Source organism: Alcaligenes sp. SMD-FA (genome assembly GCF_025960365.1).
Classification (GTDB): Bacteria; Pseudomonadota; Gammaproteobacteria; order Burkholderiales; family Burkholderiaceae_B; genus Alcaligenes; species Alcaligenes aquatilis.
Genome location: NZ_CP110108.1, coordinates 789,561 through 811,664, shown reverse-complemented (window position 1 = coordinate 811,664; position 22,104 = coordinate 789,561). Strand labels below are relative to the sequence as shown.

Here is a 22,104-nt window from a genome sequence, read left to right as displayed (position 1 = left end):
ACACAAGCGAGGCCACCACCCAAGAAAAAACCCCATGGCTTATAGCACATGGGGTTTTATCTAACAGCCGGTAGGCCGAGGGGCTTGAGACAGCATCAGCTCAAACGGCCGTGGCACTGCTTGTACTTCTTGCCGCTACCGCAAGGACAAGGGTCGTTACGGCCTACACGTGGCACTTCGCCCTTGGCCGCCTCATCCAGACCGGGGTCTTCACCACTCAGGGCGGCATCATAGTCCGAATGATGGAAACGAACATTGGAGTTGGCTGGAGGCGCCTCGACAGCTGCTTCCTCGATTTGCTCCGGTGTCTGGATACGCACCGTCATCAGCACTTTGACTACTTCATCACGTACACGATCCAGCATGTCGGAGAACAACTCAAAGGCTTCGCGCTTGTATTCCTGTTTAGGGTCTTTCTGGGCATAGCCGCGCAGATGAATACCCTGACGCAGATGATCCAAAGCCTGCAAATGACCACGCCATTGCGTGTCAATGGACTGCAAGAGCACGGAGCGCTCGAAATTGCCCCAATTAGGTTGACCCACTTGGTCAATCTTGGCTTGCAACAGGCGCTGAGATTCTGCGATGACGCGATCATGCAGGTCGTCGTCGTTAAGATTGGATTCTTTCTCCAGCATTTCAGCCAAAGGCAGCTCAATCTGGAAGGTGCTTTGCAAATCAGCCGTCAGGCCGGGAATATCCCATTGCTCTTCCATCGTGTCTTGCGGCACGTATTCACGGAACAGACGGCTGACAGCGGCTTCGCGCAGGCTGCTGATGGTGTCGGTAATGTCAGCGGACTCCAGCACTTCGTTACGCTGGGCGTAGATCACCTTGCGTTGATCGTTGGCCACATCGTCATACTGCAGCAGCTGTTTACGGATATCGAAGTTGCGGGCCTCGACCTTGCGCTGGGCGGACTCGATGGAACGGGTCACCATACGGGCTTCGATCGGCTCGCCCTCTGGCAAACGCAGGCGCTCCATGATGGCGCGCACACGATCGCCAGCGAAGATGCGCATCAGCGAATCTTCCAGCGACAGGTAAAAGCGCGAGGAACCTGGGTCACCCTGACGACCGGCACGACCACGCAGTTGGTTGTCGATACGGCGGGACTCGTGACGCTCGGTACCAATAATGCGCAAACCGCCGGCCTGTTTGACCTGCTGGTTCAAGGGCTCCCACGCAGCGCGAATAGCCTGGATCTTGGCTTCTTTCTGTTCGGCGCTCAGAGACTCGTCTTCACGAACCTGGGCAATCGGACGCTCGATGCTGCCACCCAACACAATGTCAGTACCACGACCGGCCATATTGGTCGCGATGGTGACATGGCCCGGCATACCGGCTTCAGCCACGATATCGGCTTCACGGGCGTGTTGCTTGGCGTTCAGCACCTCGTGCTTGACGCCTGCGGCATTCAAGCGTGTGGAAATCAGCTCGGAGTTTTCAATGCTGGTGGTACCCACCAGAACAGGCTGACCACGTTCGTGGCAGTCCTGGATATCTTTCAGAATGGCGTTGAACTTCTCGTCATCGGTCTTGAAGACCTGGTCGTTCTGGTCCTTGCGGGCCAGCGGACGATTCGGTGGAATGATGACGGTTTCAAGGCTGTAGATTTCCTGGAACTCGTAGGCTTCCGTATCTGCTGTACCGGTCATGCCAGCCAGCTTGTCATACATGCGGAAGTAGTTCTGGAAGGTAATCGACGCCAGGGTCTGGTTTTCGTTCTGGATACGAACGCCTTCCTTGGCCTCCACAGCCTGATGCAAGCCATCGGACCAGCGGCGACCGGCCATCAAACGGCCCGTGAATTCGTCCACGATCACCACTTCACCGTCCTGAACCACGTATTGCTGGTCGCGGAAGAACAGGTTGTGGGCGCGCAGGGCGACCATCAAATGGTGCATCAAAGAAATATGGCGTGGCTCGTACAGCGATTCGCCTTCGGGCAGCAGGCCGATTTCAGTCAAAATCTGCTCGGCACGCTCGTGACCGGCTTCGGAAATATGAACTTGCTGGCCCTTTTCATCGACCCAGAAGTCGCCTTCGGGCTCGGGCTCGTGTGGACGAGGCTCTTGCGTCATGCGGGTCAGCATGGGCGGGACCACGTTCATGCGCACGTACAGCTCGGTATTGTCTTCGGCCTGGCCGGAGATGATCAGCGGTGTACGGGCTTCGTCGATCAGGATGGAGTCAACTTCGTCGACAATCGCGTAGGACAAACCGCGCTGGCGGCGATCCTCTGCGCGGTATTCCATATTGTCGCGCAGGTAGTCAAAACCAAATTCGTTGTTGGTACCGTAGGTAATGTCGGCCTGGTAGGCGGCAATCTTCTCGGCATTGTCTTGCTGGGGAACCACTACACCCACGCTCAAACCCAGGAAGTTGTACAGACGGCCCATCCAGTTCGCATCGCGTCGTGCCAGGTAATCATTGACGGTCACCACATGCACGCCCTTGCCGGACAGTGCATTCAGGTACACGGCCAAGGTCGCAGTCAGGGTTTTACCCTCACCCGTACGCATTTCGGAAATCTTGCCATTGTGCAAAGCAATGGCACCGAGCATCTGTACGTCAAAGTGGCGCATGCCAAATACACGGATACCTGCTTCACGCACCACAGCAAAGGCTTCGGGCAAGAGCGAGTTAAGCGAGGCGCCATCCTGAACACGTTGGCGCAGCTCCTGCGTCTTGGCTGCCAAGGCCTCGTCACTCAGACCCTGCATGGCAGGCTCAAGAGCATTAATCTGGGCGACCTGCTTACGGTACTGTTTGAGCAGTCGGTCGTTACGACTGCCAATAAGCTTTTTCAGCAATGAAACCATTCTTGTGTCGTCAATGTAGGCGAGGCCGCAAGGGCTTGAATCTGTGCCTCGAGCCTATCTCTGGTTAAAAGGGATGCGCAAGCAAACAATCAGTTTAACGCACATGCTGCAAGACGGAGCTACTTGTCCGAATCCAATTGCGCGATCTGCTGTTCTACGTACTCACGCGCCGGCAGAAAAAGCTTGGGGTCCAGGGCATGCCCGGCCATGCGCACTTCAAAATGCAGGTGCGAACCAGTGGACTGTCCGGTCGATCCGACACGGGCAATCAACTGCCCTTTTTCTACTACGTCGCCTAATTTAACAACGATTGATGACGCATGGGCGTATCGCGTGCTCATGCCATTGCCATGATTGATTTCCACCAGCTTGCCGTAGCCTGTCATGTAACGGGCTTCGGACACGACTCCACCGGATGCCGCGTAAATAGGCGTACCTTTGGGAGCGGGGAAATCCAAACCTTCGTGCAAGGCGTGACGACCCGAAATCGGGTGACGACGCCAGCCAAAGGAGGACGCCACCTCGTCGTAATCCACCGGGCGGTAATTGGGCAGGCGGGCCTCATTGCCGGTTCGCTCGGTAAGCACACTGTCCAACATCTGGAACCAGTCCTGCTGCTCGGACATCTGTTTGGCCAGATTATCCAGCTGCTCACCCAAACGGTCAGCACTCCAGACCAGATCGGCACCGTCCATGCTGTCCATGACGGCCAGATCCTGCACCGGCATGGCACCGGCCAGCTCCGGATCGGTATACTCGATACCGGCGGCTTTGGCCACGCGTTTGCTGACACCGTCCATCTCGATCAGTTTGGCCTGCAAACCGCCGACTTTTTCAGCCAGACGGGTAACGTTGTCCTGCATGGCGGCGGCCTGGCTTTGGGCCATATCCGTATCCAGCGACATGCCGCTGCGATCCCCCCAGTGCGACTGCACCAGAGCTCCCGCCGCTGCGGAAACGCCCAGCGATACCAAAGCCACCAGGGCAATCACCGTACGGCGCACCCCTTTGGCTTTGGCATCTAAGGACGTATAGTCTTTATGTTGATCCACTCTCGTATAACCTCGAACATGACCTGGAAGCCCCCTTTTTCCTCATCCGCGCCAAAACGCAGTAGCGGGCAAAGCCACGCTTTGGGTTGGCTGGCTAGCGACCAGCAAGGTTCCCAGGTACTGGAAATGGCCCGGCAGCTGATGGCGGCACAGACCCATGTAAGCAAAGCCTTGCCACCAGCTTTAGGCAAGGCTTGTAAAGTAGCCCGTATAGACAGACAGCAATTGACGCTGGCAGTTCCCAGCGCGGCGCATGCGGCCAAGCTACGCCAGCTTTTACCTACAGTCATACGGAAGATGAATGCCGCTGGCTGGAACATTAACGAGGCGCTGGTTCACGTGCAAGCCCATTTGTTTGCAAGCGTGACAGAAAAGCCCACACGCCAGGTACAAGTCCTGGACGAGCGGGCCCTGGAATCATTCGAAAAGCTCCATGATTCATTGCCTCAAGGTCCCTTGGCGCAAGCCATCGAACGCTTGCTGCGCCATCATCGTGGCTAAACAAAGCACCACGATCGAAACCCTAAACAAGTATCAGGCGAATTTCCACTCGCTGGAAAATGCATGGGGCGCGCTGGCAGCGGACTCGAAAGTCACCAGTTCCCAGCTATCCTGAGCGGCGAGCAAGGCGCGCGCCAACTGATTGTTCAAACCATGGCCAGATTTACACGCCACATAGCGCGCAATCAGGGGATGGCCAATCAGGTACAAGTCGCCAATAGCATCCAAAATCTTGTGCTTGACGAACTCGTCCTCGTAACGCAAACCATCGCTGTTTAAGACGCGGTACTCGTCCATGACGATAGCATTGTCCAAACTGCCACCACGGGCAAGACCTGCCGCACGCAACGCTTCCACTTCGCTGGCGAACCCGAAGGTGCGCGCACGGGAAATGGTCTTCACATACGAGTCATGCGCAAAATCCACCTCGGCAAAATTGGCCGTTGCATCAATAGCCGGGTGATGAAAATCGATAGAGAACTGAAGGGCAAAGCCTTCATAGGGCTCCAGACGAGCCCATTTAATGTCCTGTCCCTCGCCCTCAGAAACTTCAATAGGCTTGAGGACACGCAAAAACTTCTTGGCCGCTTCCTGCTCTTGCAAACCCGCTGAACGCAACAAGTACACAAACGTACCGGCGCTGCCATCCATGATGGGGACTTCTTCAGCCGTCAGGTCCACGTGCAGATTATCGATGCCCAGACCAGCAATGGCCGACATCAAATGCTCCACGGTCGACACCCGGACATTATCCTTGATCAGCACCGAAGCCATACGTGTGCCACCGACCTTGTCTGCCTGAGCGGGTAAATCCACGATTTCGGGCAAATCAACACGATGAAACACAATACCCGTGTCAGGCGCAGCAGGACGCAGTGTCAGTTCGACACGACGACCAGAGTGCAAGCCGACTCCTTTGGTACTGATGACATTTTTGATGGTGCGCTGACGAAGCATAGCTATTCTTGTATTTGTAAAGTGTTGTTCGCAAAGACTATTGTAACCGTAATACGGGTTATCCACTATAGGCTTTCTTCAAACCTGCGTCATTGCCAAGCATCAAACACCAGAGCACGACAAAGCACTTACACCCCCTGAGCGCGAACGCCCAGGGGGAGTCGTGGGAGAAATCAAATTGGCGACTCGGGTAATCGCCGAACTTGATTTTTAATCAGCCTGCTTGCGCAAAAACGCCGGAATATCGAAGTGATCCATACCGGCGGTCTCCAACGCGCGCACCTGAGCCGAAGCCTGGCTGCGTGGGTTGCGAATGACAGCAGGTACATCAGCGTTGGCGTAATCAGCGCCGATGACAGGCATATTGTCCGTACCTGTACGTAACACTTCTTCGTTGTTTTGTACCAACTGTGGGCGCGCTTGTTTGCGACCCAGGCCGGTAGCCACAACAGTAACACGCAGGCTGTCACCCATGGATTCGTCGTAAGCGGTACCGAAGATAACGGTGGCATCTTCTGCCGCATAGCCACGAATCGTGTCCATGATTTCGCGCGTTTCGCGCATCTTCAGGGACGAGGAGGACGTAATGTTCACCAACATGCCGCGGGCACCGTGCAGATCCACCCCTTCCAGCAATGGGCAAGCGATAGCACGCTCAGCCGCCTCACGAGCGCGGTTCGAGCCGGAAGCCACTGCCGTACCCATCATGGCCTGGCCTTGCTCGCCCATAATGGTTTTCACGTCTTCAAAGTCGACGTTCACGTTACCTTCAACATTGATGATCTCGGCAATACCAGCGCAGGCATTGTGCAAGACATCGTCAGCGGCCTTGAAGCAATCGGACTGCGTGGCGTCCTCATCCATCAAGTCATACAGGTTTTCGTTCAATACAACGATCAGAGAGTGAACGTGCTTGCTCAACTCCTCGATCCCTTCTTCGGCCATGCGCAAGCGGCGGTTGCCTTCAAAGGAGAAAGGTTTGGTGACCACACCCACGGTCAAAATACCCAATTCCTTGGCCACTTCAGCCACAACGGGGCTGGCGCCCGTACCGGTACCACCGCCCATACCGGCCGTGATAAACACCATATTGGCACCGTTCAGTGCGGCGCGAATTTCTTCACGAGCAGTTTCAGCGGCCGCACGGCCTTGATCAGGCTTGGCACCGGCACCCAAGCCACTGCGGCCCAGACGGATCTGGATAGGAGCATCGCTGCTGGCCAGAGCCTGCGAATCAGTATTGGCGCAGATGAAATCAACGCCCTGAACACCAGACTTGATCATATGCATCACAGCGTTGCCGCCTGCGCCGCCCACGCCCACGACCTTAATGACCGTGCCGCTACCGCTGGTATCTAACATTTCAAAGTTCATCATGATTGACTCCCACTCAAACACTTAATTAGTCAAATTCCTACGTACTTCCCCGATACAACTGAAATTTGGAATCAGCTCAAAACATCTGCCAACCAAGGGGTTCGCACCCGGTTTGAACTGCCTCCTGGACCGCCCTTTCAGGCTGCCCGACCTGAGCGTATTGCAACGCCCTTAATTCATGAACCATTCCTTCATGCGTGCCATCAGACCTTTGACGCTCCCTTTTTGCTGGGCCACTTTGCGGCCACGAGCGCTTTGCAGGCGAGCTTCGGTCAACAGCCCCATCACCGTCGAAAAACGAGGGTTACGCATCACATCAGCCAAACTGCCTTCATAGCTGGGCACAGCGATACGCACTGGTTTCAGGAATACGTCCTCGGCCAGTTCCACGATGCCCGGCAACATGGCCGTACCACCGGTCAGCACGATGCCCGAGGACAACAAATCTTCGTAGCCCGATTCGCGCAGACTTTGCTGCACAAAGGTGAACAGCTCTTCCACACGCGGCTCGATCACGGCGCCCAAAGCCTGACGTTTGACCTGACGGTTAGGGCGATCACCCAAACCGGGCACTTCAATCATTTCCTCCGGATGCGCCAGCGACTGCTTGGCCACCCCAAAGCGCAGCTTGATCTCTTCCGCATCTGGCGTGGGGGTGCGCAACATGGCGGCAATATCGCTGGTGATCTGGTCGCCCGCAATCGGGATTACATCGGTATGACGGATAGCCCCGCCGGTGTAGATGGCGATATCGGTCGTACCACCGCCAATATCGACCAGCACCACGCCCAGCTCTTTTTCGTCCGCCGTCAGGCAGGACAGGCTGGAGGCCAAAGGCTGCAAAATCAGGTCCTGCACTTCCAGGCCGCAACGGCGCACACATTTGACGATGTTCTGCGCCGCGCTGACCGCACCAGTCACAATGTGCACCCGCACTTCCAGACGCAGACCGCTCATGCCGATGGGTTCGCGAATGTCCTCTTGCGAGTCCACGATGAATTCCTGCGTCAGCACGTGCAGCACCTGCTGATCGGTGGGGATGTTCACGGCCTTGGCCGTTTCGATCACGCGCGCCACATCGGTGGCTGTCACCTCTTTGTCCTTCACCGCCACCATGCCGCTGGAGTTAAAGCTGGTGATGTGGCTGCCTGCAATGCCGGTGTAGACCTCACGGATCTTGCAATCGGCCATCAACTCCGCCTCTTCCAAAGCGCGCTGGATGGAATTGACTGTCGTCTCGATATTGACGACCACCCCTTTGCGCATGCCCTGGGATTCATGCTGGCCCAGACCAAGCACTTCAAACCGGCCTTCCGGCAGCACTTCGGCCACCACCGCAACCACTTTGCTGGTGCCGATGTCCAATGCAACGATCAGGTCTTTGATGTCACGAGTCATATATTCTTTACTTCACAGGGGTAGATGAAACCGGAGCCAGCGTTATCGCAAAGCCATTCGGGTAACGTAAATCGGCACTTTGCAAAGCACGGTCGCCAAGCCGTTGCATCAAGGCAGGCCAGGCCTGCACAAATCGTTCGACACGAACCGCAAAGGGCAAAGCCCCTTTTCGGCCGTGCGGGTCGGCGATATCAGCCGCCGGGTCGCGGCCCAGGCTCAACTGCACACCGTTCGACAAAACCACATCCCAGGCATAGCGCGGGCTCAAGGTCACTTCACTGACCTGCACATCCAATGGGCCAAACCAGCGTGCCAGCTCGGCATAGCGCTGCACCACCAGACGCTCCGAGTTCGGAGGGCCACTTAACTGGGGTAAATCCACATCATCGGGCACCACCGCTTTATTAGCCGAAAATGACTCACCCCAGGTGTTGATCATCTCGTCTTCATTCCAATACGCCAGCGGCTGCTGCTCTTCAATCCGTACCGACAGGCTGTTGGGCCAGACGCGGCGAATTTGCGCACGTCGCACCCAAGGGGCCGTTTCAACCAAAGCGCGAGACTGATCCAGGTCTACCGTAAAGAAATTTCCCTGCAAACGACCGGCAATCGTGGCTTTCACCCCTTCTGGAGTGACGTAGGCCAGACGTTCGCCTTGCGAGGACTCGATCTGAATGCGCTCGATATTGAAGTACGGACGACGCACCGCCCAAACCACAACACCGATCACCAATGCCGATACCGCTAGCAAAGCCAGCGTATTGGCGATCAGGTTGGTCAGACGGGCATCGGAAAACATGACTCAGACTCCACGCTCTATAGGCTGCGGGCAATGGCCTGCACTTTGCAGCGTGCCGTTGCCAAAATGTTCACACACAACTGGGCGTAGCTAATACCCTCCGCTTTGGCTGCCATAGGCACCAAAGAGTGGCTGGTCATGCCAGGAGAGGTGTTCATCTCCAGCAACCAGGGACGGTTCTGCTCGTCCAGCATGAAATCGGCACGGCCCCAGCCTTCGCAGCCCAGTGCATTAAATGCACGAACCGAGAGATCCTGAATATGCGCCGTCAGTTCAGGCGACAGATCAGCAGGACAGAAGTATTGGGTTTCGTCCGAGTAGTACTTGTGTTCAAAGTCGTAATTGCCTTGCGGAGCCACAATGTCGATCACAGGCAAGGCACGCGCCTGGGCACCCACGCCGATGATGGGCACTGTCAGCTCGCGACCACGAATGAATTGCTCTGCCAACACGTTTGTGTCGTAATGCATAGCCGTTTCGAAGGCGGCAACAGCGTCCTCGGCGCGATCCACACGCACCACACCCACAGTCGAACCTTCATGAGGGGGCTTCATGATCAGGGGAACACCCAGACGTTCCACTGCGGCGGCAACCTGGCTGACATGATCCAATTGCGCAAAGCCAGGGGTGGGTAAACCCAGATGCTGCCAAACGTGCTTGGTCATGATTTTGTCCATGGCCAGACCGGAGGCCATCACTCCGCTACCGGTGTAAGGGATACCCATCCATTCCAGTGCCCCCTGCAAGGTGCCGTCTTCGCCGTAACGACCATGCAAAGCAATGAACACGCGATCAAAACCGGCCTGAGCCAGTTCGGTCAGTCCTTTCTCGCCCATATCGAACAAATGCGCATCCACCCCCATGCTGCACAGAGCTTCATGCACGCCTGCACCAGACATCAAGGACACTTCCCGTTCGGCGGACTTGCCGCCGTACAACACGCCGACCCGACCAAAATCCGCTGTCATGCCATTTCTCCCAATTGAGCAGGAATCCGGCTGATGGATCCTGCACCCATTACCAACACCACATCACCATCACGGACAAAGTCCAGAACGGCTTGTGCCATATCGCTGATTTCGGCCACAAAAATAGGTTCGACCTTGCCCAGTACGCGCACGGCGCGACTCAAGGCACGGCCATCGGCGGCCACCAGGGGCGCCTCACCTGCGGGATAGACCTCACCCAGGAGGACAGCGTCAGCCTGGCTAAGTACCTGCACGAAATCTTCAAAGCAATCACGGGTACGCGTATAGCGGTGCGGCTGGAACGCCAACACAATGCGGCGATCAGGCCAAGCACCCCGTGCGGCCGCCAAGGTAGCAGCCATTTCGACAGGATGGTGACCATAATCGTCAACAACGGTAAACGTCCCGCCGCCTTGTGCCTGGGAAACCGGGAAGTCCCCCACCATGGAGAAGCGACGGCCCACACCGGTGAACTCTTTCAGGCCTTTGGCAATGACCTCGTCACTGACACCCAATTCAGTGGCTACTGCAATAGCAGCCAAGGCATTGAGTACATTGTGTTTTCCGGGCAGATTCAGACACACGGACAGCAAAGGAAGCTCGCCTGTTGCCCCTTTGCGCTGTACATCAAAACACATGGTGGTGCCACGGCTTTCGATGTTGATCGCGCGGACCTGAGCATCGGTATCAATACCGTAAGTGGTGACAGGGCGCGATACAAAAGGAATGATTTCGCGCACATTCGCATCGTCATTGCACACAATGGCACTGCCGTAAAACGGCAGGCGATGCGTGAAATCAATGAACGCACTTTTCAGTCGGGCAACGTCATGACCATAGGTGTCCATATGGTCTACATCGATATTGGTGATGATGGCCATCACCGGCAACAGATTCAAAAAGGAGGCGTCAGACTCGTCGGCTTCCACCACGATGTAATCACCCTGCCCCAAACGAGCATTGGCACCCGCCGAATTCAGGCGACCACCGATCACAAAGGTCGGGTCCAGATCAGCGGCCCCCAACAGACTGGCCACCAAGCTGGTGGTGGTGGTCTTGCCGTGCGTGCCGGCCACGGCGATACCGCGCTTTAAGCGCATCAGCTCGGCCAGCATCAGGGCGCGTGGCACCACAGGGATGCGGGCTGCACGCGCAGCCAGAACTTCGGGGTTGTCGCCTGCAATGGCGGTGGAAGTGACAATAGCGCCCATACCAGCGACGTTTTCAGCCTTGTGACCGATAACAATACGGGCACCGAGCTGCTCCAGGCGACGAGTTACCGCCGTTTCCTGGATATCCGAACCACTGATGGCAAAACCCAGGTTCAGCATGACTTCGGCAATGCCGCTCATGCCCGAGCCGCCAATCCCTACAAAATGAATATGTTGAATGCGGTGTTTCATTCCACCCTCCTTGCCGCCTGCTGACATGCTTCGGCAATTTGCTGCGTGGCATTCAACTGTGCATGTTCTTGCGCGTGGCTGGCCACGCGACTTAATTCTTCACGGTCCAGTCCTTGCAACCATTGTGCAAGCCACTGGGCCGTCAACTCCGATTGTTTCTTGAGCCACGCGCCCGAACATTCGCTCAGGTAACGGGCATTGGCGCTCTGGTGATCGTCAATAGCGTGTGGCAGAGGCACAAACAAGGCCGCCACACCAATGGCGGCGACTTCGGCCACCGTCATGGCCCCGGCACGACAAATCAGTAGATCGGCCTCTTTCATGGCCTGAGCCATATCACCAATAAAGGCTTTACAGTCCGCCTGTACCTGATGATCTGCGTAGCGTTGCTGCAAGCTCTCCAGATGCTGCTGACCGGACTGGTGTGTGACATGCGGACGCTGCTCGGCAGGGATCAGTGCCATGGCCTCAGGCACCACCTTGTTCAGTGCTGCCGCCCCCAGGCTGCCGCCCACCACCAGAATACGCAGCGGTCCTGTCCGTTTGGCATAACGTTGCGCAGCGGGGCCCTGACCTACGAAGGCATCACGTACAGGGTTGCCAACCGTCACAGCGCCAGGCAAGGCACCCGGAAAACCGGTCAATACACTGGTCGCCATTTTGGCCAAGTAGCGATTGGCCGTACCGGCCACCGCATTTTGCTCATGCACAACCAAAGGACGGCGCGACACAAAAGCCATCAGGCCACCCGGGAAGGCGACATAGCCACCCATTCCCAAAACCACATCAGGTTTGGCTTGCTGCAAGCAACGGTGTGCCTGCCAGCAGGCACTGATCAAGGTAAAGGGTAAAGAGAGCAATGCCTTCACGCCCTTGCCTCGTAATCCGGAAAATCGCAGAGGCAGCATTTTAATCCCATGCTGGGGGACCAAGCTACCTTCCATGCGCTCGGGATGACCTAACCACAACACGTTCCAGCCGCGCTGTTGCATGGCCTGGGCCACCGCCAGTCCGGGCATGATGTGCCCGCCTGTACCGCCAGCCATGATCAGAATGGTTGGAGTGCTCATGTGCGCTTACCTCGCATCATTTGCCGGTTCTCAAAATCAACCCGCATTAACAAGGCAAAAGCCACCAGATTCATCACAATGCCCGAACCACCATAGCTGACCAAAGGCAGCGTCAGGCCCTTGGTCGGCAAGAGGCCCAACACGACACCAATATTGATAAAGGCCTGTACGCCAAACCAAAGCGCCACACCTTGAGCAACCACACCACTGAACAAACGATCCATGGCGCAGGCCTGACGACCAATATTGAAGCCGCGCCAGATAACAAACCCAAAGGTCAGGACCAAGGCGGCAACGCCCACAAAGCCCAGCTCCTCGCCAATAACGGCAACGATAAAGTCGGTATGGGCTTCAGGCAGGTAATGCAGTTTTTCCACGCTGGAGCCCAAGCCCACGCCAAACCATTCACCTCGGCCCAAAGCAATCAGTGAGTGCGACAACTGATAGGCACTGCCATAGGCATTGTCAGGATTCCAGGGGTCCAGATACACAAACAGACGCTCACGACGCCAAGGCGAGAGCCAGATCAGCAAAAGAAAGCTGCTGACCATAATCCCCAGCAAGGCAGAGAACAATTTTCCGTTAATCCCACCAATGAAAAGAATGCCCACCGCAATAGCCACGATTACCATGAAGGCACCGAGATCGGGCTCCATCAAAAGCAGCACACCGACCAACCCCAAGGCCACCGCCATAGGCAGGAACCCTCGCACGAAAGCATGCAAATGCTGCTGTTTGCGCACCGTGTAGTCAGCGGCATACAGCACCATGGCCACTTTCATCAGCTCCGAAGGCTGAAAGTTGATGATGCCCAATGGAAGCCAGCGGCGTGCACCGTTCACTTCTCGGCCAATTCCGGGGATCAAAACAACCACTAACAGGAAAATAGCCAGTGCAAACACGGGCACAGCCAGCTTCTGCCACACCCGCAAGGGAACCGTAGCCGTGAACATGGCCAGCACCACACCCACTACGATGAACAGGGCGTGACGTATTACAAAGTAATAGCGGCCATAACTTTCATAACGCGGTCCGTCTGCCAAAGCGATCGAAGCGGAATACACCATCAGCAAACCGAACAGAGTCAGCATCAGTGTGGCGGTCAGCAAGGGACGATCCAGCACAGGCAATGCCGTACGTCCAGGACGCACCGCATTGACACCTGAGGTCAGCTCAGCAAACAGGCTCATGCCAACTCTCCTTTGTCCAACGCCATCTCGGTCACGGCAGCAACAAAGCACATGCCACGATGGTGATAGCTTTTGAACATATCCATGCTGGCGCACGCCGGGGACAGCAAGACCACATCGCCCGAACGGGCCTGTTCGGCGGCTGCCTGCACCGCAGCTTCCAGACCATCACAAAAACGGTGACGGACATCGTGTGCGGCTAGAACAGCAGCAATCTGCTTGGCGTCCTGCCCAATCAGAAAGGCCTCAGCCACATTTTGGGCAGCAGCCACAGCCAGCGGCTCAAAATCCTGGCCCTTGCCCAGCCCACCGGCAATCAGCCAGACGCGCTGATCGAAGCCACGCAAGGCCGCGACAGTCGCGCCAACGTTGGTGCCTTTGCTGTCATCCAGATACTGAACACCATCGAGCACACGAATCAGTTCTACACGGTGCGGCTCGCCTTGATAGGTGCGCAGGCCATTGAGCAACTCCGCCCAACCCAGCCCCAGGCAGCGAGCCAGCAGCAAAGCTGCTTGAGCATTCAAGGCGTTATGACGGCCCTTGATCTGCAAAGCCTCAACCGGCATCAGACGCTTCAAGCCGCCCTTGCCACGCACGGCGGGCTCAAGCGGCGCATTACGTTTTTTCAGACCGGTGGCAGGCAGCTCAAAATCGGTAGGCTCGTTGGCCACCAGCCACTGCATACCGCCATCCGTCAACAAGCCCATATCGCCCAGCAAAGCGGGCTTGTCCAGACCGAAGCTGCGCACCGACTCCTGACCGGCATCGGGAATCATGGCCATGACGGCAGGGTCATCGCGATTGACCAAGGTCACATCGCACATGCCATACATACGTTGTTTGGACTGGATATAGGCATCCATGCCGCCGTGCCAGTCCAGATGATCCTGCGAAATATTCAGTACAACGCCAGCATCCGCCTGCAAGCTAAAGGTGCTATCCAGTTGGAAGCTGGACAGTTCCAGCACCCAGACTTGAGGCAAAGCGTTATTTTCCAGAGCGTCGCACAAGGCGGTCAGCGCAGCAGGGCTGATATTGCCCACAGCCAGCGCAGCGACACCAGCTTGTTCGAGCAAGTGGCGCGTCATGGCAGTGACCGTCGTTTTGCCATTGGTGCCGGTGATGGCCACTACGCGGCTTTCATGCCCTTGATCGGCCAAATCTTTCAGGGCACGAGCGAACAGCTCGATCTCGCCAATAACTTCAATGCCACGATCGCGTGCCTGAGCTAAAAAGTCAGCCAAGACAGGATCCACTGGCGACAGACCGGGGCTAATCACCACCGTGTGTACACCGCTCAGGCTATCGGCCTGCAAAGCGCTCTGCCCCAAACGCACATCCAGAGCCGTGCCAGTCAAGGCCTGGAGCTTGTCCAGACCTTGCACGTTTTCGCGCGTATCCGCCAAACGAATGCTAGCCCCCTGAGCCAAAGACCAACGAGCCGCAGCAAAGCCAGTCTCGCCTAACCCCAGGATAAGCATGAGACCGTCTTTGCGGATCGAAGGAAAACTCAAGGCATTCATCGCAGTTTCAATGTAGATAGGCCAATCATGACCAGCATCATGGTGATGATCCAGAAACGGACCACTACCTGTGTTTCTTTCCAGCCGCTGACTTCAAAGTGATGGTGCAGCGGTGCCATACGAAATATTCGTCTGCCTTGTCCGTAACGTTTCTTGGTGTACTTGAACCAGGTCACCTGCAACATCACTGACAAGGTTTCCACCACAAACACGCCACCCATAATGAACAGCACGATTTCCTGACGCACGATCACAGCGATCGTACCCAGCGCCCCCCCCAGAGCCAGAGCGCCTACGTCGCCCATGAACACCTGCGCGGGATACGCGTTAAACCACAGAAAAGCCAAACCCGCACCAGCGATGGCCGCGCAAATCACTAGCAATTCGCCCGCACCGGGAATATAGGGAAACAAAAGATATTTGGAGTAGTCCACACGGCCGACCACATAGGCAAAAATGCCCAGTGCGGAGCCCACCAGCACAGTAGGCATAATCGCCAGCCCGTCCAGACCATCTGTCAGATTGACGGCATTGCTGGAGCCCACGATCACTGCCCAGGTCAACACGACAAAACCCAGCACTCCCAGGGGGTAGCTCACAGACTTGAAGAACGGCACGATCAGATCAGCCTGGGTCGGCAATGACATGGTGAAGCCGCTCAAGACCCATTCTTTGAACAGGGGCCACAATTCGGTATTGGCAGGCACCGAAACGGCAAAGCTCAGGTACACGGCAGCCACCATACCGATCAAGGCTTGCCAGAAAAACTTCTGACGCGAGGACATGCCTTCAGGGTCACGATTGACGACTTTCTTGTAGTCGTCAGCCCAACCAATCCAGCCAAAACCGAACGTCACCAGCAAAACGACCCAGACAAAACGATTGGTCCAATCTGCCCACAGCAAGGTGCTGATACCGATAGCGATCAGGATCAAAACACCGCCCATGGTGGGGGTACCGTTCTTTTGCAAATGCGATTCCGGACCGTAGGCACGTACAGCCTGACCGATCTTCAGTTCGGTCAGCTTGCGGATAACCCAGGGACCTGCCAACAAGCCAATTGCCAGCGCGGTGGCGCTGGCCAAAATAGCACGCAGGGTGATGTACTCAAACACCCCAAAGGCGCGAATATGATCGTCCGATAGCCAGCGTGCCAGTTCAAGAAGCATGAGTGGCCCCTTCGTTATGGGAGAAATGGCTTTCCAAGGCGGCAACCACACGCTCCATACGAGCACTGCGCGAACCCTTGATCAACACATGGGACGGCTCCAAAGCCAATAGGTACGCCACCATGTCCTCCAGCGTCTCGAATTGATGCGCACGTGCACCAAAAGCCTGAGCAGCATGGCTGGCATCACCACCCAAGGTCAGCAATTCATCCATGCCGCGCTCTTTGGCGTAGGCACCGACTTCCGCGTGCAACTCAGAGCTGTTGTCACCGATCTCGGCCATATTGCCCAGCACCAGCACCTTGCGTCCTTTCAGCTGTGCCAGCACATCAATCGCGGCGCGCACCGAATCCGGGTTGGCGTTGTAAGTGTCATCAATCAACTGGTAACCGGAAGACAACTGCTTGGGCTGCATCCGTCCCGAGACAGGACGAAAGCTCTCCAGACCTTGCGCAATCGCGCTCAAAGGAGCACCGGCGGCATGGGCGCAAGCGGCAGCCGCCAAGGCATTACGCAAGTTATGAATACCAGGGCTGTTCAAAGTCAAGGCGCAGGACTGCCCTGCCACGTGCAGCACAAAACGGGTTTGGGCCGGCTCGACAAACATATCGGCTGCAAATACCGTCTCCTGACCACTCAGGCCAAAGCGCAACACGGTACGCTGACCGGCTTGTTCGGCCCACATCGCACTGAAAGCATCGTCATCGGGAATGACCAGCGCGCCGTCTAGAGGCAGCGCATCAATAACGGCCCCGTTTTCACGAGCCACCGCTTCCACGCTGTGCATGAACTCCTGATGTTCGCGCTGTGCGTTATTGATCAGGGCAATCGTGGGGCGAGCCATGGACGCCAGCACGGCGATTTCGCCGGGATGGTTCATGCCCATCTCCAGGACGGCAGCCTTGTGCTCGGAGCTCAAACGCAGGATGGACAGGGGTACGCCCAGATCGTTGTTCAAATTGCCGCGAGTTGCCAGGCTTTCTGCTTCGCCCAACCAGGCGCGCAAGATAGCGGCAATCATTTCCTTGGTCGTGGTCTTGCCATTGCTGCCGGTCACGCCGATGACAGGGATGTCAAAGCGCGAACGCCATTCGGTGGCCAAGGTCATCAAGGCACGGCGTGTATCACCCAATACAAGTTGGGGCAGTTCAACTTCGGTATCCCGTTGAGCCACGATGGCGGCAACAGCGCCCTGCTCTTTGGCTTTCTCCAAATAGCGGTGACCATCGAATTGCTCACCACTCAAAGCCAGGAACACATCCCCTTTGGCCAAGCTACGGGAGTCGGTGCTCAAACGCACACCACGCAACCACAGCAAGGCCGCTTTGGCCCAGTCGCAGTCATCAAACACAGAGCGTTCGCCCTGCACTTCCTGGTAGGTTTCATGCCCTTTGCCGGCCAGCAGCACAATATCGTCAGGACTGGCAGCCCAGATTGAGGACAGAATGGCGCGGGCGCGATCCATTTGTACGGCAGGCGCTTCAGGCATACCAGCCACAATCTGACGAATGATCTCGGCAGGATCTTCAAAACGAGGATTGTCAGTCGTCACCAGCACGTCGTCGGCCAGACGGGCGGCTATTTCACCCATGATGGGACGTTTGCTGGTGTCGCGGTTACCGCCACAACCAAATACGCAGATCAGCTTGCCACCCCGAACACTGGCCACTTCACGCAGTGCTTGCAGGGCACGCTCCAACGCGTCAGCGGTATGAGCATAATCCACCACGACCAAAGGCAGAGGCTGACGACCAGCGGTGCTCTTGGGCGTCACAATTTGCAGGCGACCAGGAACGGACTCCAGTTTGTCCATGATGCGAGCGATCTTGGAGACGGGCCAGCCCACCTCTTGCAGCACACCGGCCACCAACAGGAGGTTGGCCACGTTATGCTCGCCCAGCAGGTGGGTCAAAATCTGTGCAGTACCGTGCGCGGTAACCAGGTTGAATACCTGGCCATCAGCCCCGGTATGCACATCCTGTGCCAACAAATCCACCTCCGGTTGGCTCATGGAATACGAAATCACACGAGCAGCCAAGCCGGACTGCATCAGCTCACGGCCGGTTTCATCGTCCGCATTCACAACGGCGCTACGCAGACCGGGCCAGCTAAACAGGCGCAGCTTGGCCTGTTTGTATTCTTCCATGCTGTGGTGATAGTCCAGATGGTCATGCGTGAGGTTGGTGAACCCGGCAATATCAATGCGGACACCGTCCAGGCGGCCTTGCTCCAGGCCAATCGACGAGGCTTCCAGCGCCACAGCATTACCACCTTGGGCGCGAATGGCGGCCAAGCTGCGATGTACGGTCAGTACGTCCGGCGTCGTCAGTACGCCACCCAGATTGGAGCCGTCAGGCAAGGTCACGCCCAGCGTACCAATGGTGCCGCAAGGCACTTGGGAATGATTCAGAGCCGAAGCCACCCACTGCACCGTGGAGGTCTTGCCATTGGTACCGGTCACCGCGACAACCGTCATTTCCTCGGAAGGGCGGCCCCACCACTGATGAGCCACTTCACCCAACAAGGCACTGAGGTTGGCAACCTGCAAAACAGGTACGCCGGGATCCACCGCCTGATCGCCCTGCTCACGCACAATCGCAACCGCACCTTGTTGCACAGCCTGAACTTCATACTCACGACCATCACCTTGATGACCAAGGCAGGCAAAAAACGCATCACCCGCCTTGATCTGGCGGGAATCCAAACACAGGTTAGCCGTGGGCGCTACATGCTGCGCCAGCCACTCCAGTATTGCTGCGGCGTTCATCGTACATTCTCCGCACCGGGGCCAACGGCCACCAGCGAATCTATGGGCGCATCAGGCTGGACACCTAGGCGTCGCAAGCTCCGGGCCACAATTTCTGAAAAAATCGGCGCGGCAATACGCCCGCCGTAATAATTGGAACTATGTGGCTCGTCAATCGTGACGGCCACCACAATGCGAGGATCAGAGACGGGCGCAAAGCCTACAAAAGAGCCGCGATACAGAGATTTGCTGTAACGGCCATCCACAATCTTGCGGGCCGTACCGCTCTTGCCAGCGACGCGATAACCTTGCACCTGAGCCAGACGGGCGCCGGCCGGGCCGGCCGCATCTTCCAGCATGGCGCGCAGTTCCGCCGCCACTTTAGGGGTATAAACCTGAACACTGGCGGGTTTGCCCTCGCGCTTGAGCAAGGTCATGGAAACCATATCGCCATTACGCGCAAACGCCGTATAGGCGTGGGCAATTTGCAGCAGGGAAACCGACAGGCCATAACCGTAGGACATGGTGGCGCGCTCGATAGGACGCCAGCGCTCCCACGGACGTAGTCGTCCGCTGGCAATACCGGGGAAGTCGGCCTGCGGAGAACGGCCAAAACCCAGCTCGGTAAATTTGTTCCACATTTCCTGCGATGTCAGACGCTCGGAAATCATGGTCATGCCGATATTGCTGGAGCGACGCAAGATTCCCGCAGCATCCAAGGTGCCATTATGACGGCTGACATCGCTGATCACATTACCTTGGTAGCGATACTGACCATTACCCGTATTGAACAGGGTGGCCGTGGTAATGCGGTTGATATCGAGCGCCAACCCCACCGTAAAGGGCTTCATGATGGAACCGGGCTCGAAGGTGTCGGTCAAGGCACGGTTACGCAGAGCTGGCCCCTTGCGGTCATCCCGGTCATTAGGGTTATAGGTAGGCAGATTCACCAGGGCCAGGATTTCCCCGGTTTTTACATCCATGACCACAGCGGCAGCCGCATTGGCTTTGACATCTTCCATCCCCTTTTTCAGGGCGGTATAAGCGTCAAATTGCAAACCAGCGTCAACTGACAGGTGCAAATCCTGACCGTGAGTAGGCGGGATGACGGCGCGTACGTCTTCAACCACACGGCCCAAACGGTCACGAATCACACGACGCGAACCAGGTGTGCCGGACAAGGCAGAATTAAAGGCCAACTCGATGCCTTCAATACCTTGGTCCTCAATATTCGTAAAGCCCAGAATATGCGCCATGACTTCCCCTTCGGGATAGAAACGGCGCATTTCCTCTTGCTGGTGAATGCCTGGAATTTTCAGTTCGGCAATCTGGGCAGCCACATCGACGTCCACCTGACGCTTGATGTAAACAAAATTACGGTCCTCGACGGACAAACGGCGCTCAATATCGGATGCACCCATGCCCAACAGCTTGGCCAATTGTCCGATCTGCTCGGGCTTGGCATTACGGGCATCATCAGGAATAGCCCAGATTGCCTTGACCGGCACGCTGGAGGCCAGCACCACCGAGCCACTGCGATCAAACACCTTGCCACGCATGGGCGGCAACACCTGGGTGCGCTCGTAGCGACGCTCGCCTTGTTGCTGCAAGAATTCAGTAGACAGGCCTTGCAAGTACAAAGCCTTGACGATCAGGGCGCCGAAACCCAGGAATAAAAGAACCAGCACCAAACGCGAACGCCAAAATGGCATCTGCACGCTCAGTGCGGGATTCTCGTGATAGCCGTATCGTTTCATGGCCGCCCTCCGGACTGCACCTGGGTCGAGCTCAGCTCACCCCCTTGCAAATAGAGAGTGCGCTCGGGAGAGCTCAACACCAGGCCCAATTCGTTGCGACCGATATCGTCCACGCGGGCGTTACGGGCCAGCTCGGCCCGTTCCAGTTGCAGACGACGCCAGTCCGTATCCAGCTCACCGGCTTTGGTGACCAGACGATCGGTTTGCACAAACAGTTCGCGCGCCTGATAGCGCGCCGTCACCAAAGAGATGGCCGACAGCATCAACACCAAAGAGAGGGTGATGACCAGGCGCATCATCGGCGGCCTCGCTTGCCAGCAGGCTGGCGGCTATAGGCGGCCTGTTGCAGCAGACGCTCGCTGGCGCTGCGCATCCAGTCCTGGGGGATAGGGGGGTCGGTGCGTTGCACCACACGTAATACCGCCGAGCGGGCTCGGGGGTTGTCGCTGGACTCCTGGTCGGTGGGCAAGATTCTGCCCAAAGACTGCACCAGAGGCTGGGGCAAGTCTTTTTCAAGAATAGGTAGACGTGACTGTTCCTGCGCGGGACGCGCAGCTGCGTTCATGAACTGTTTGACCATGCGGTCCTCCAGTGAATGAAATGCAATCACCGCAAGCCTGCCCCGAGTCGCCAATCGACTCAGAATTGACGGAAGCGCGTACGCGAGCTCTTCGAGCTCACGATTGAGGTAAATCCGTATAGCCTGGAAGGTCCTGGTTGCCGGATGTTGACCCTTTTCGCGCGTGCGGACGACACCGGCGACGAGCTCGGCGAGATCACGCGTTGTATGTAGCGGGCGGGATTGGCGGCGATCAACAATCGCCTTTGCAATCTGGAAAGCAAACCGTTCTTCGCCATATTCTGCAATGACCTCCTTTAAAACTTCCACGCTGACCTCGGCCAGCCACTGTTCAGCGGTCAAACCACCGCTGGTATCCATGCGCATGTCTAAGGGACCTTCGCGCATAAAAGAGAAACCTCGTTGTGCGTCGTCGATTTGTGGCGAGGAAATGCCCAAATCCATCATGACGCCTTGCAATGGCCCCACCTCCAGCTCGTCCAGAGCCTGGGCCAGATCACCAAAACCACTATGTACAACCGTGACACGGCTATCTTGTGCCGCCAGCTCCTGGGCCACGGCAATGGCCTGCGGGTCCTTGTCGATCACGATCAGGCGCCCCTGCGGGCTCAAGTGCGACAACAGCAGCCGGCTATGACCACCACGACCAAAGGTGCAATCGACGTACACACCATCGACCAGGCCCTGGATTTCAGGGTTTTGCGCCCAGCGCCGGGCCTCAAAGGACGGATCCACGAGGGCCGCCACCGTAGGCTCCAACAGCACGGATCGATGTACCAGCGTCAT

The 22,104-nt window shown here is 56.9% G+C and carries 17 protein-coding genes; 1 reads left to right on the top strand and 16 read right to left on the bottom strand.

What is annotated here, in order from left to right:
* Window positions 1-95: 95 nt before the first annotated feature.
* Together secA and OKX01_RS03710 are read right to left on the bottom strand one after the other, a co-directional pair.
* The gene (gene secA, locus OKX01_RS03715; protein ID WP_264672459.1) at window positions 96-2,825 is read right to left on the bottom strand and encodes a preprotein translocase subunit SecA; all 2,730 of its coding nucleotides are present in this window, start codon (window positions 2,823-2,825) and stop codon (window positions 96-98) included.
* A 119-nt stretch (window positions 2,826-2,944) separates the two neighbouring features.
* A complete protein-coding gene (locus tag OKX01_RS03710) occupies window positions 2,945-3,877 on the bottom strand; it encodes a M23 family metallopeptidase (RefSeq protein ID WP_230019064.1) in 933 nt (310 codons plus the stop codon).
* Window positions 3,878-3,895: 18 nt separating this feature from the next.
* On the opposite strand from OKX01_RS03710, the gene OKX01_RS03705 reads away from it, so the two are divergent.
* Complete coding sequence (locus OKX01_RS03705; RefSeq protein WP_164461430.1) at window positions 3,896-4,378, top strand: DciA family protein; 483 nt, start codon at window positions 3,896-3,898, stop codon at window positions 4,376-4,378.
* 33 nt (window positions 4,379-4,411) lie between these two features.
* On the opposite strand, the gene lpxC is transcribed toward OKX01_RS03705, so the two are convergent.
* The 14 genes from lpxC to rsmH all read right to left on the bottom strand — a co-directional run bounded on the left by lpxC (window position 4,412) and on the right by rsmH (window position 22,104).
* Complete coding sequence (gene lpxC / locus OKX01_RS03700) at window positions 4,412-5,335, bottom strand: UDP-3-O-acyl-N-acetylglucosamine deacetylase (RefSeq protein ID WP_094195758.1); 924 nt, start codon at window positions 5,333-5,335, stop codon at window positions 4,412-4,414.
* 210 nt (window positions 5,336-5,545) lie between these two features.
* Complete coding sequence (gene ftsZ, locus OKX01_RS03695; RefSeq protein ID WP_094195757.1) at window positions 5,546-6,712, bottom strand: cell division protein FtsZ; 1,167 nt, start codon at window positions 6,710-6,712, stop codon at window positions 5,546-5,548.
* Between the two features lie 171 nt (window positions 6,713-6,883).
* Window positions 6,884-8,110 carry a cell division protein FtsA gene (ftsA, locus tag OKX01_RS03690; protein WP_189391907.1) on the bottom strand — a complete coding sequence of 409 codons (1,227 nt, stop codon included), beginning with the start codon at window positions 8,108-8,110 and terminating at the stop codon, window positions 6,884-6,886.
* Between the two features lie 7 nt (window positions 8,111-8,117).
* On the bottom strand, window positions 8,118-8,909 hold the full coding sequence (locus OKX01_RS03685) for a cell division protein FtsQ/DivIB (RefSeq protein ID WP_094195756.1): 792 nt from the start codon (window positions 8,907-8,909) through the stop codon (window positions 8,118-8,120).
* Between the two features lie 17 nt (window positions 8,910-8,926).
* Window positions 8,927-9,877 carry a D-alanine--D-alanine ligase gene (locus OKX01_RS03680; RefSeq protein ID WP_094195755.1) on the bottom strand — a complete coding sequence of 317 codons (951 nt, stop codon included), beginning with the start codon at window positions 9,875-9,877 and terminating at the stop codon, window positions 8,927-8,929.
* On the bottom strand, window positions 9,874-11,280 hold the full coding sequence (gene murC / locus OKX01_RS03675; RefSeq protein ID WP_094195754.1) for a UDP-N-acetylmuramate--L-alanine ligase: 1,407 nt from the start codon (window positions 11,278-11,280) through the stop codon (window positions 9,874-9,876). The genes OKX01_RS03680 and murC overlap by 4 nt, the downstream gene beginning before the upstream one ends.
* Window positions 11,277-12,350, bottom strand: coding sequence for an undecaprenyldiphospho-muramoylpentapeptide beta-N-acetylglucosaminyltransferase (murG, locus tag OKX01_RS03670; RefSeq protein WP_264672458.1), 1,074 nt, complete (start codon window positions 12,348-12,350; stop codon window positions 11,277-11,279). The genes murC and murG overlap by 4 nt, the downstream gene beginning before the upstream one ends.
* A complete protein-coding gene (gene ftsW / locus OKX01_RS03665; RefSeq protein ID WP_264672457.1) occupies window positions 12,347-13,540 on the bottom strand; it encodes a putative lipid II flippase FtsW in 1,194 nt (397 codons plus the stop codon). The genes murG and ftsW overlap by 4 nt, the downstream gene beginning before the upstream one ends.
* Window positions 13,537-15,066, bottom strand: a complete 1,530-nt coding sequence (murD, locus tag OKX01_RS03660; RefSeq protein ID WP_094195751.1) for a UDP-N-acetylmuramoyl-L-alanine--D-glutamate ligase — start codon at window positions 15,064-15,066, stop codon at window positions 13,537-13,539. The genes ftsW and murD overlap by 4 nt, the downstream gene beginning before the upstream one ends.
* On the bottom strand, window positions 15,063-16,235 hold the full coding sequence (gene mraY / locus OKX01_RS03655; RefSeq protein ID WP_094195750.1) for a phospho-N-acetylmuramoyl-pentapeptide-transferase: 1,173 nt from the start codon (window positions 16,233-16,235) through the stop codon (window positions 15,063-15,065). Before mraY ends, murD begins: the two co-directional genes overlap by 4 nt.
* Window positions 16,225-19,002: a bifunctional UDP-N-acetylmuramoyl-L-alanyl-D-glutamate--2,6-diaminopimelate ligase MurE/UDP-N-acetylmuramoyl-tripeptide--D-alanyl-D-alanine ligase MurF gene (murF, locus tag OKX01_RS03650; RefSeq protein ID WP_264672456.1), complete on the bottom strand. Its 2,778-nt coding sequence runs from the start codon at window positions 19,000-19,002 to the stop codon at window positions 16,225-16,227. Before murF ends, mraY begins: the two co-directional genes overlap by 11 nt.
* Window positions 18,999-20,738, bottom strand: a complete 1,740-nt coding sequence (locus OKX01_RS03645) for a peptidoglycan D,D-transpeptidase FtsI family protein (protein WP_094195748.1) — start codon at window positions 20,736-20,738, stop codon at window positions 18,999-19,001. Before OKX01_RS03645 ends, murF begins: the two co-directional genes overlap by 4 nt.
* On the bottom strand, window positions 20,735-21,037 hold the full coding sequence (gene ftsL, locus OKX01_RS03640; protein ID WP_009455049.1) for a cell division protein FtsL: 303 nt from the start codon (window positions 21,035-21,037) through the stop codon (window positions 20,735-20,737). The genes OKX01_RS03645 and ftsL overlap by 4 nt, the downstream gene beginning before the upstream one ends.
* Entirely contained in the window at window positions 21,034-22,104 is a 1,071-nt protein-coding gene (gene rsmH / locus OKX01_RS03635; RefSeq protein ID WP_264672455.1) for a 16S rRNA (cytosine(1402)-N(4))-methyltransferase RsmH, read from the bottom strand. The genes ftsL and rsmH overlap by 4 nt, the downstream gene beginning before the upstream one ends.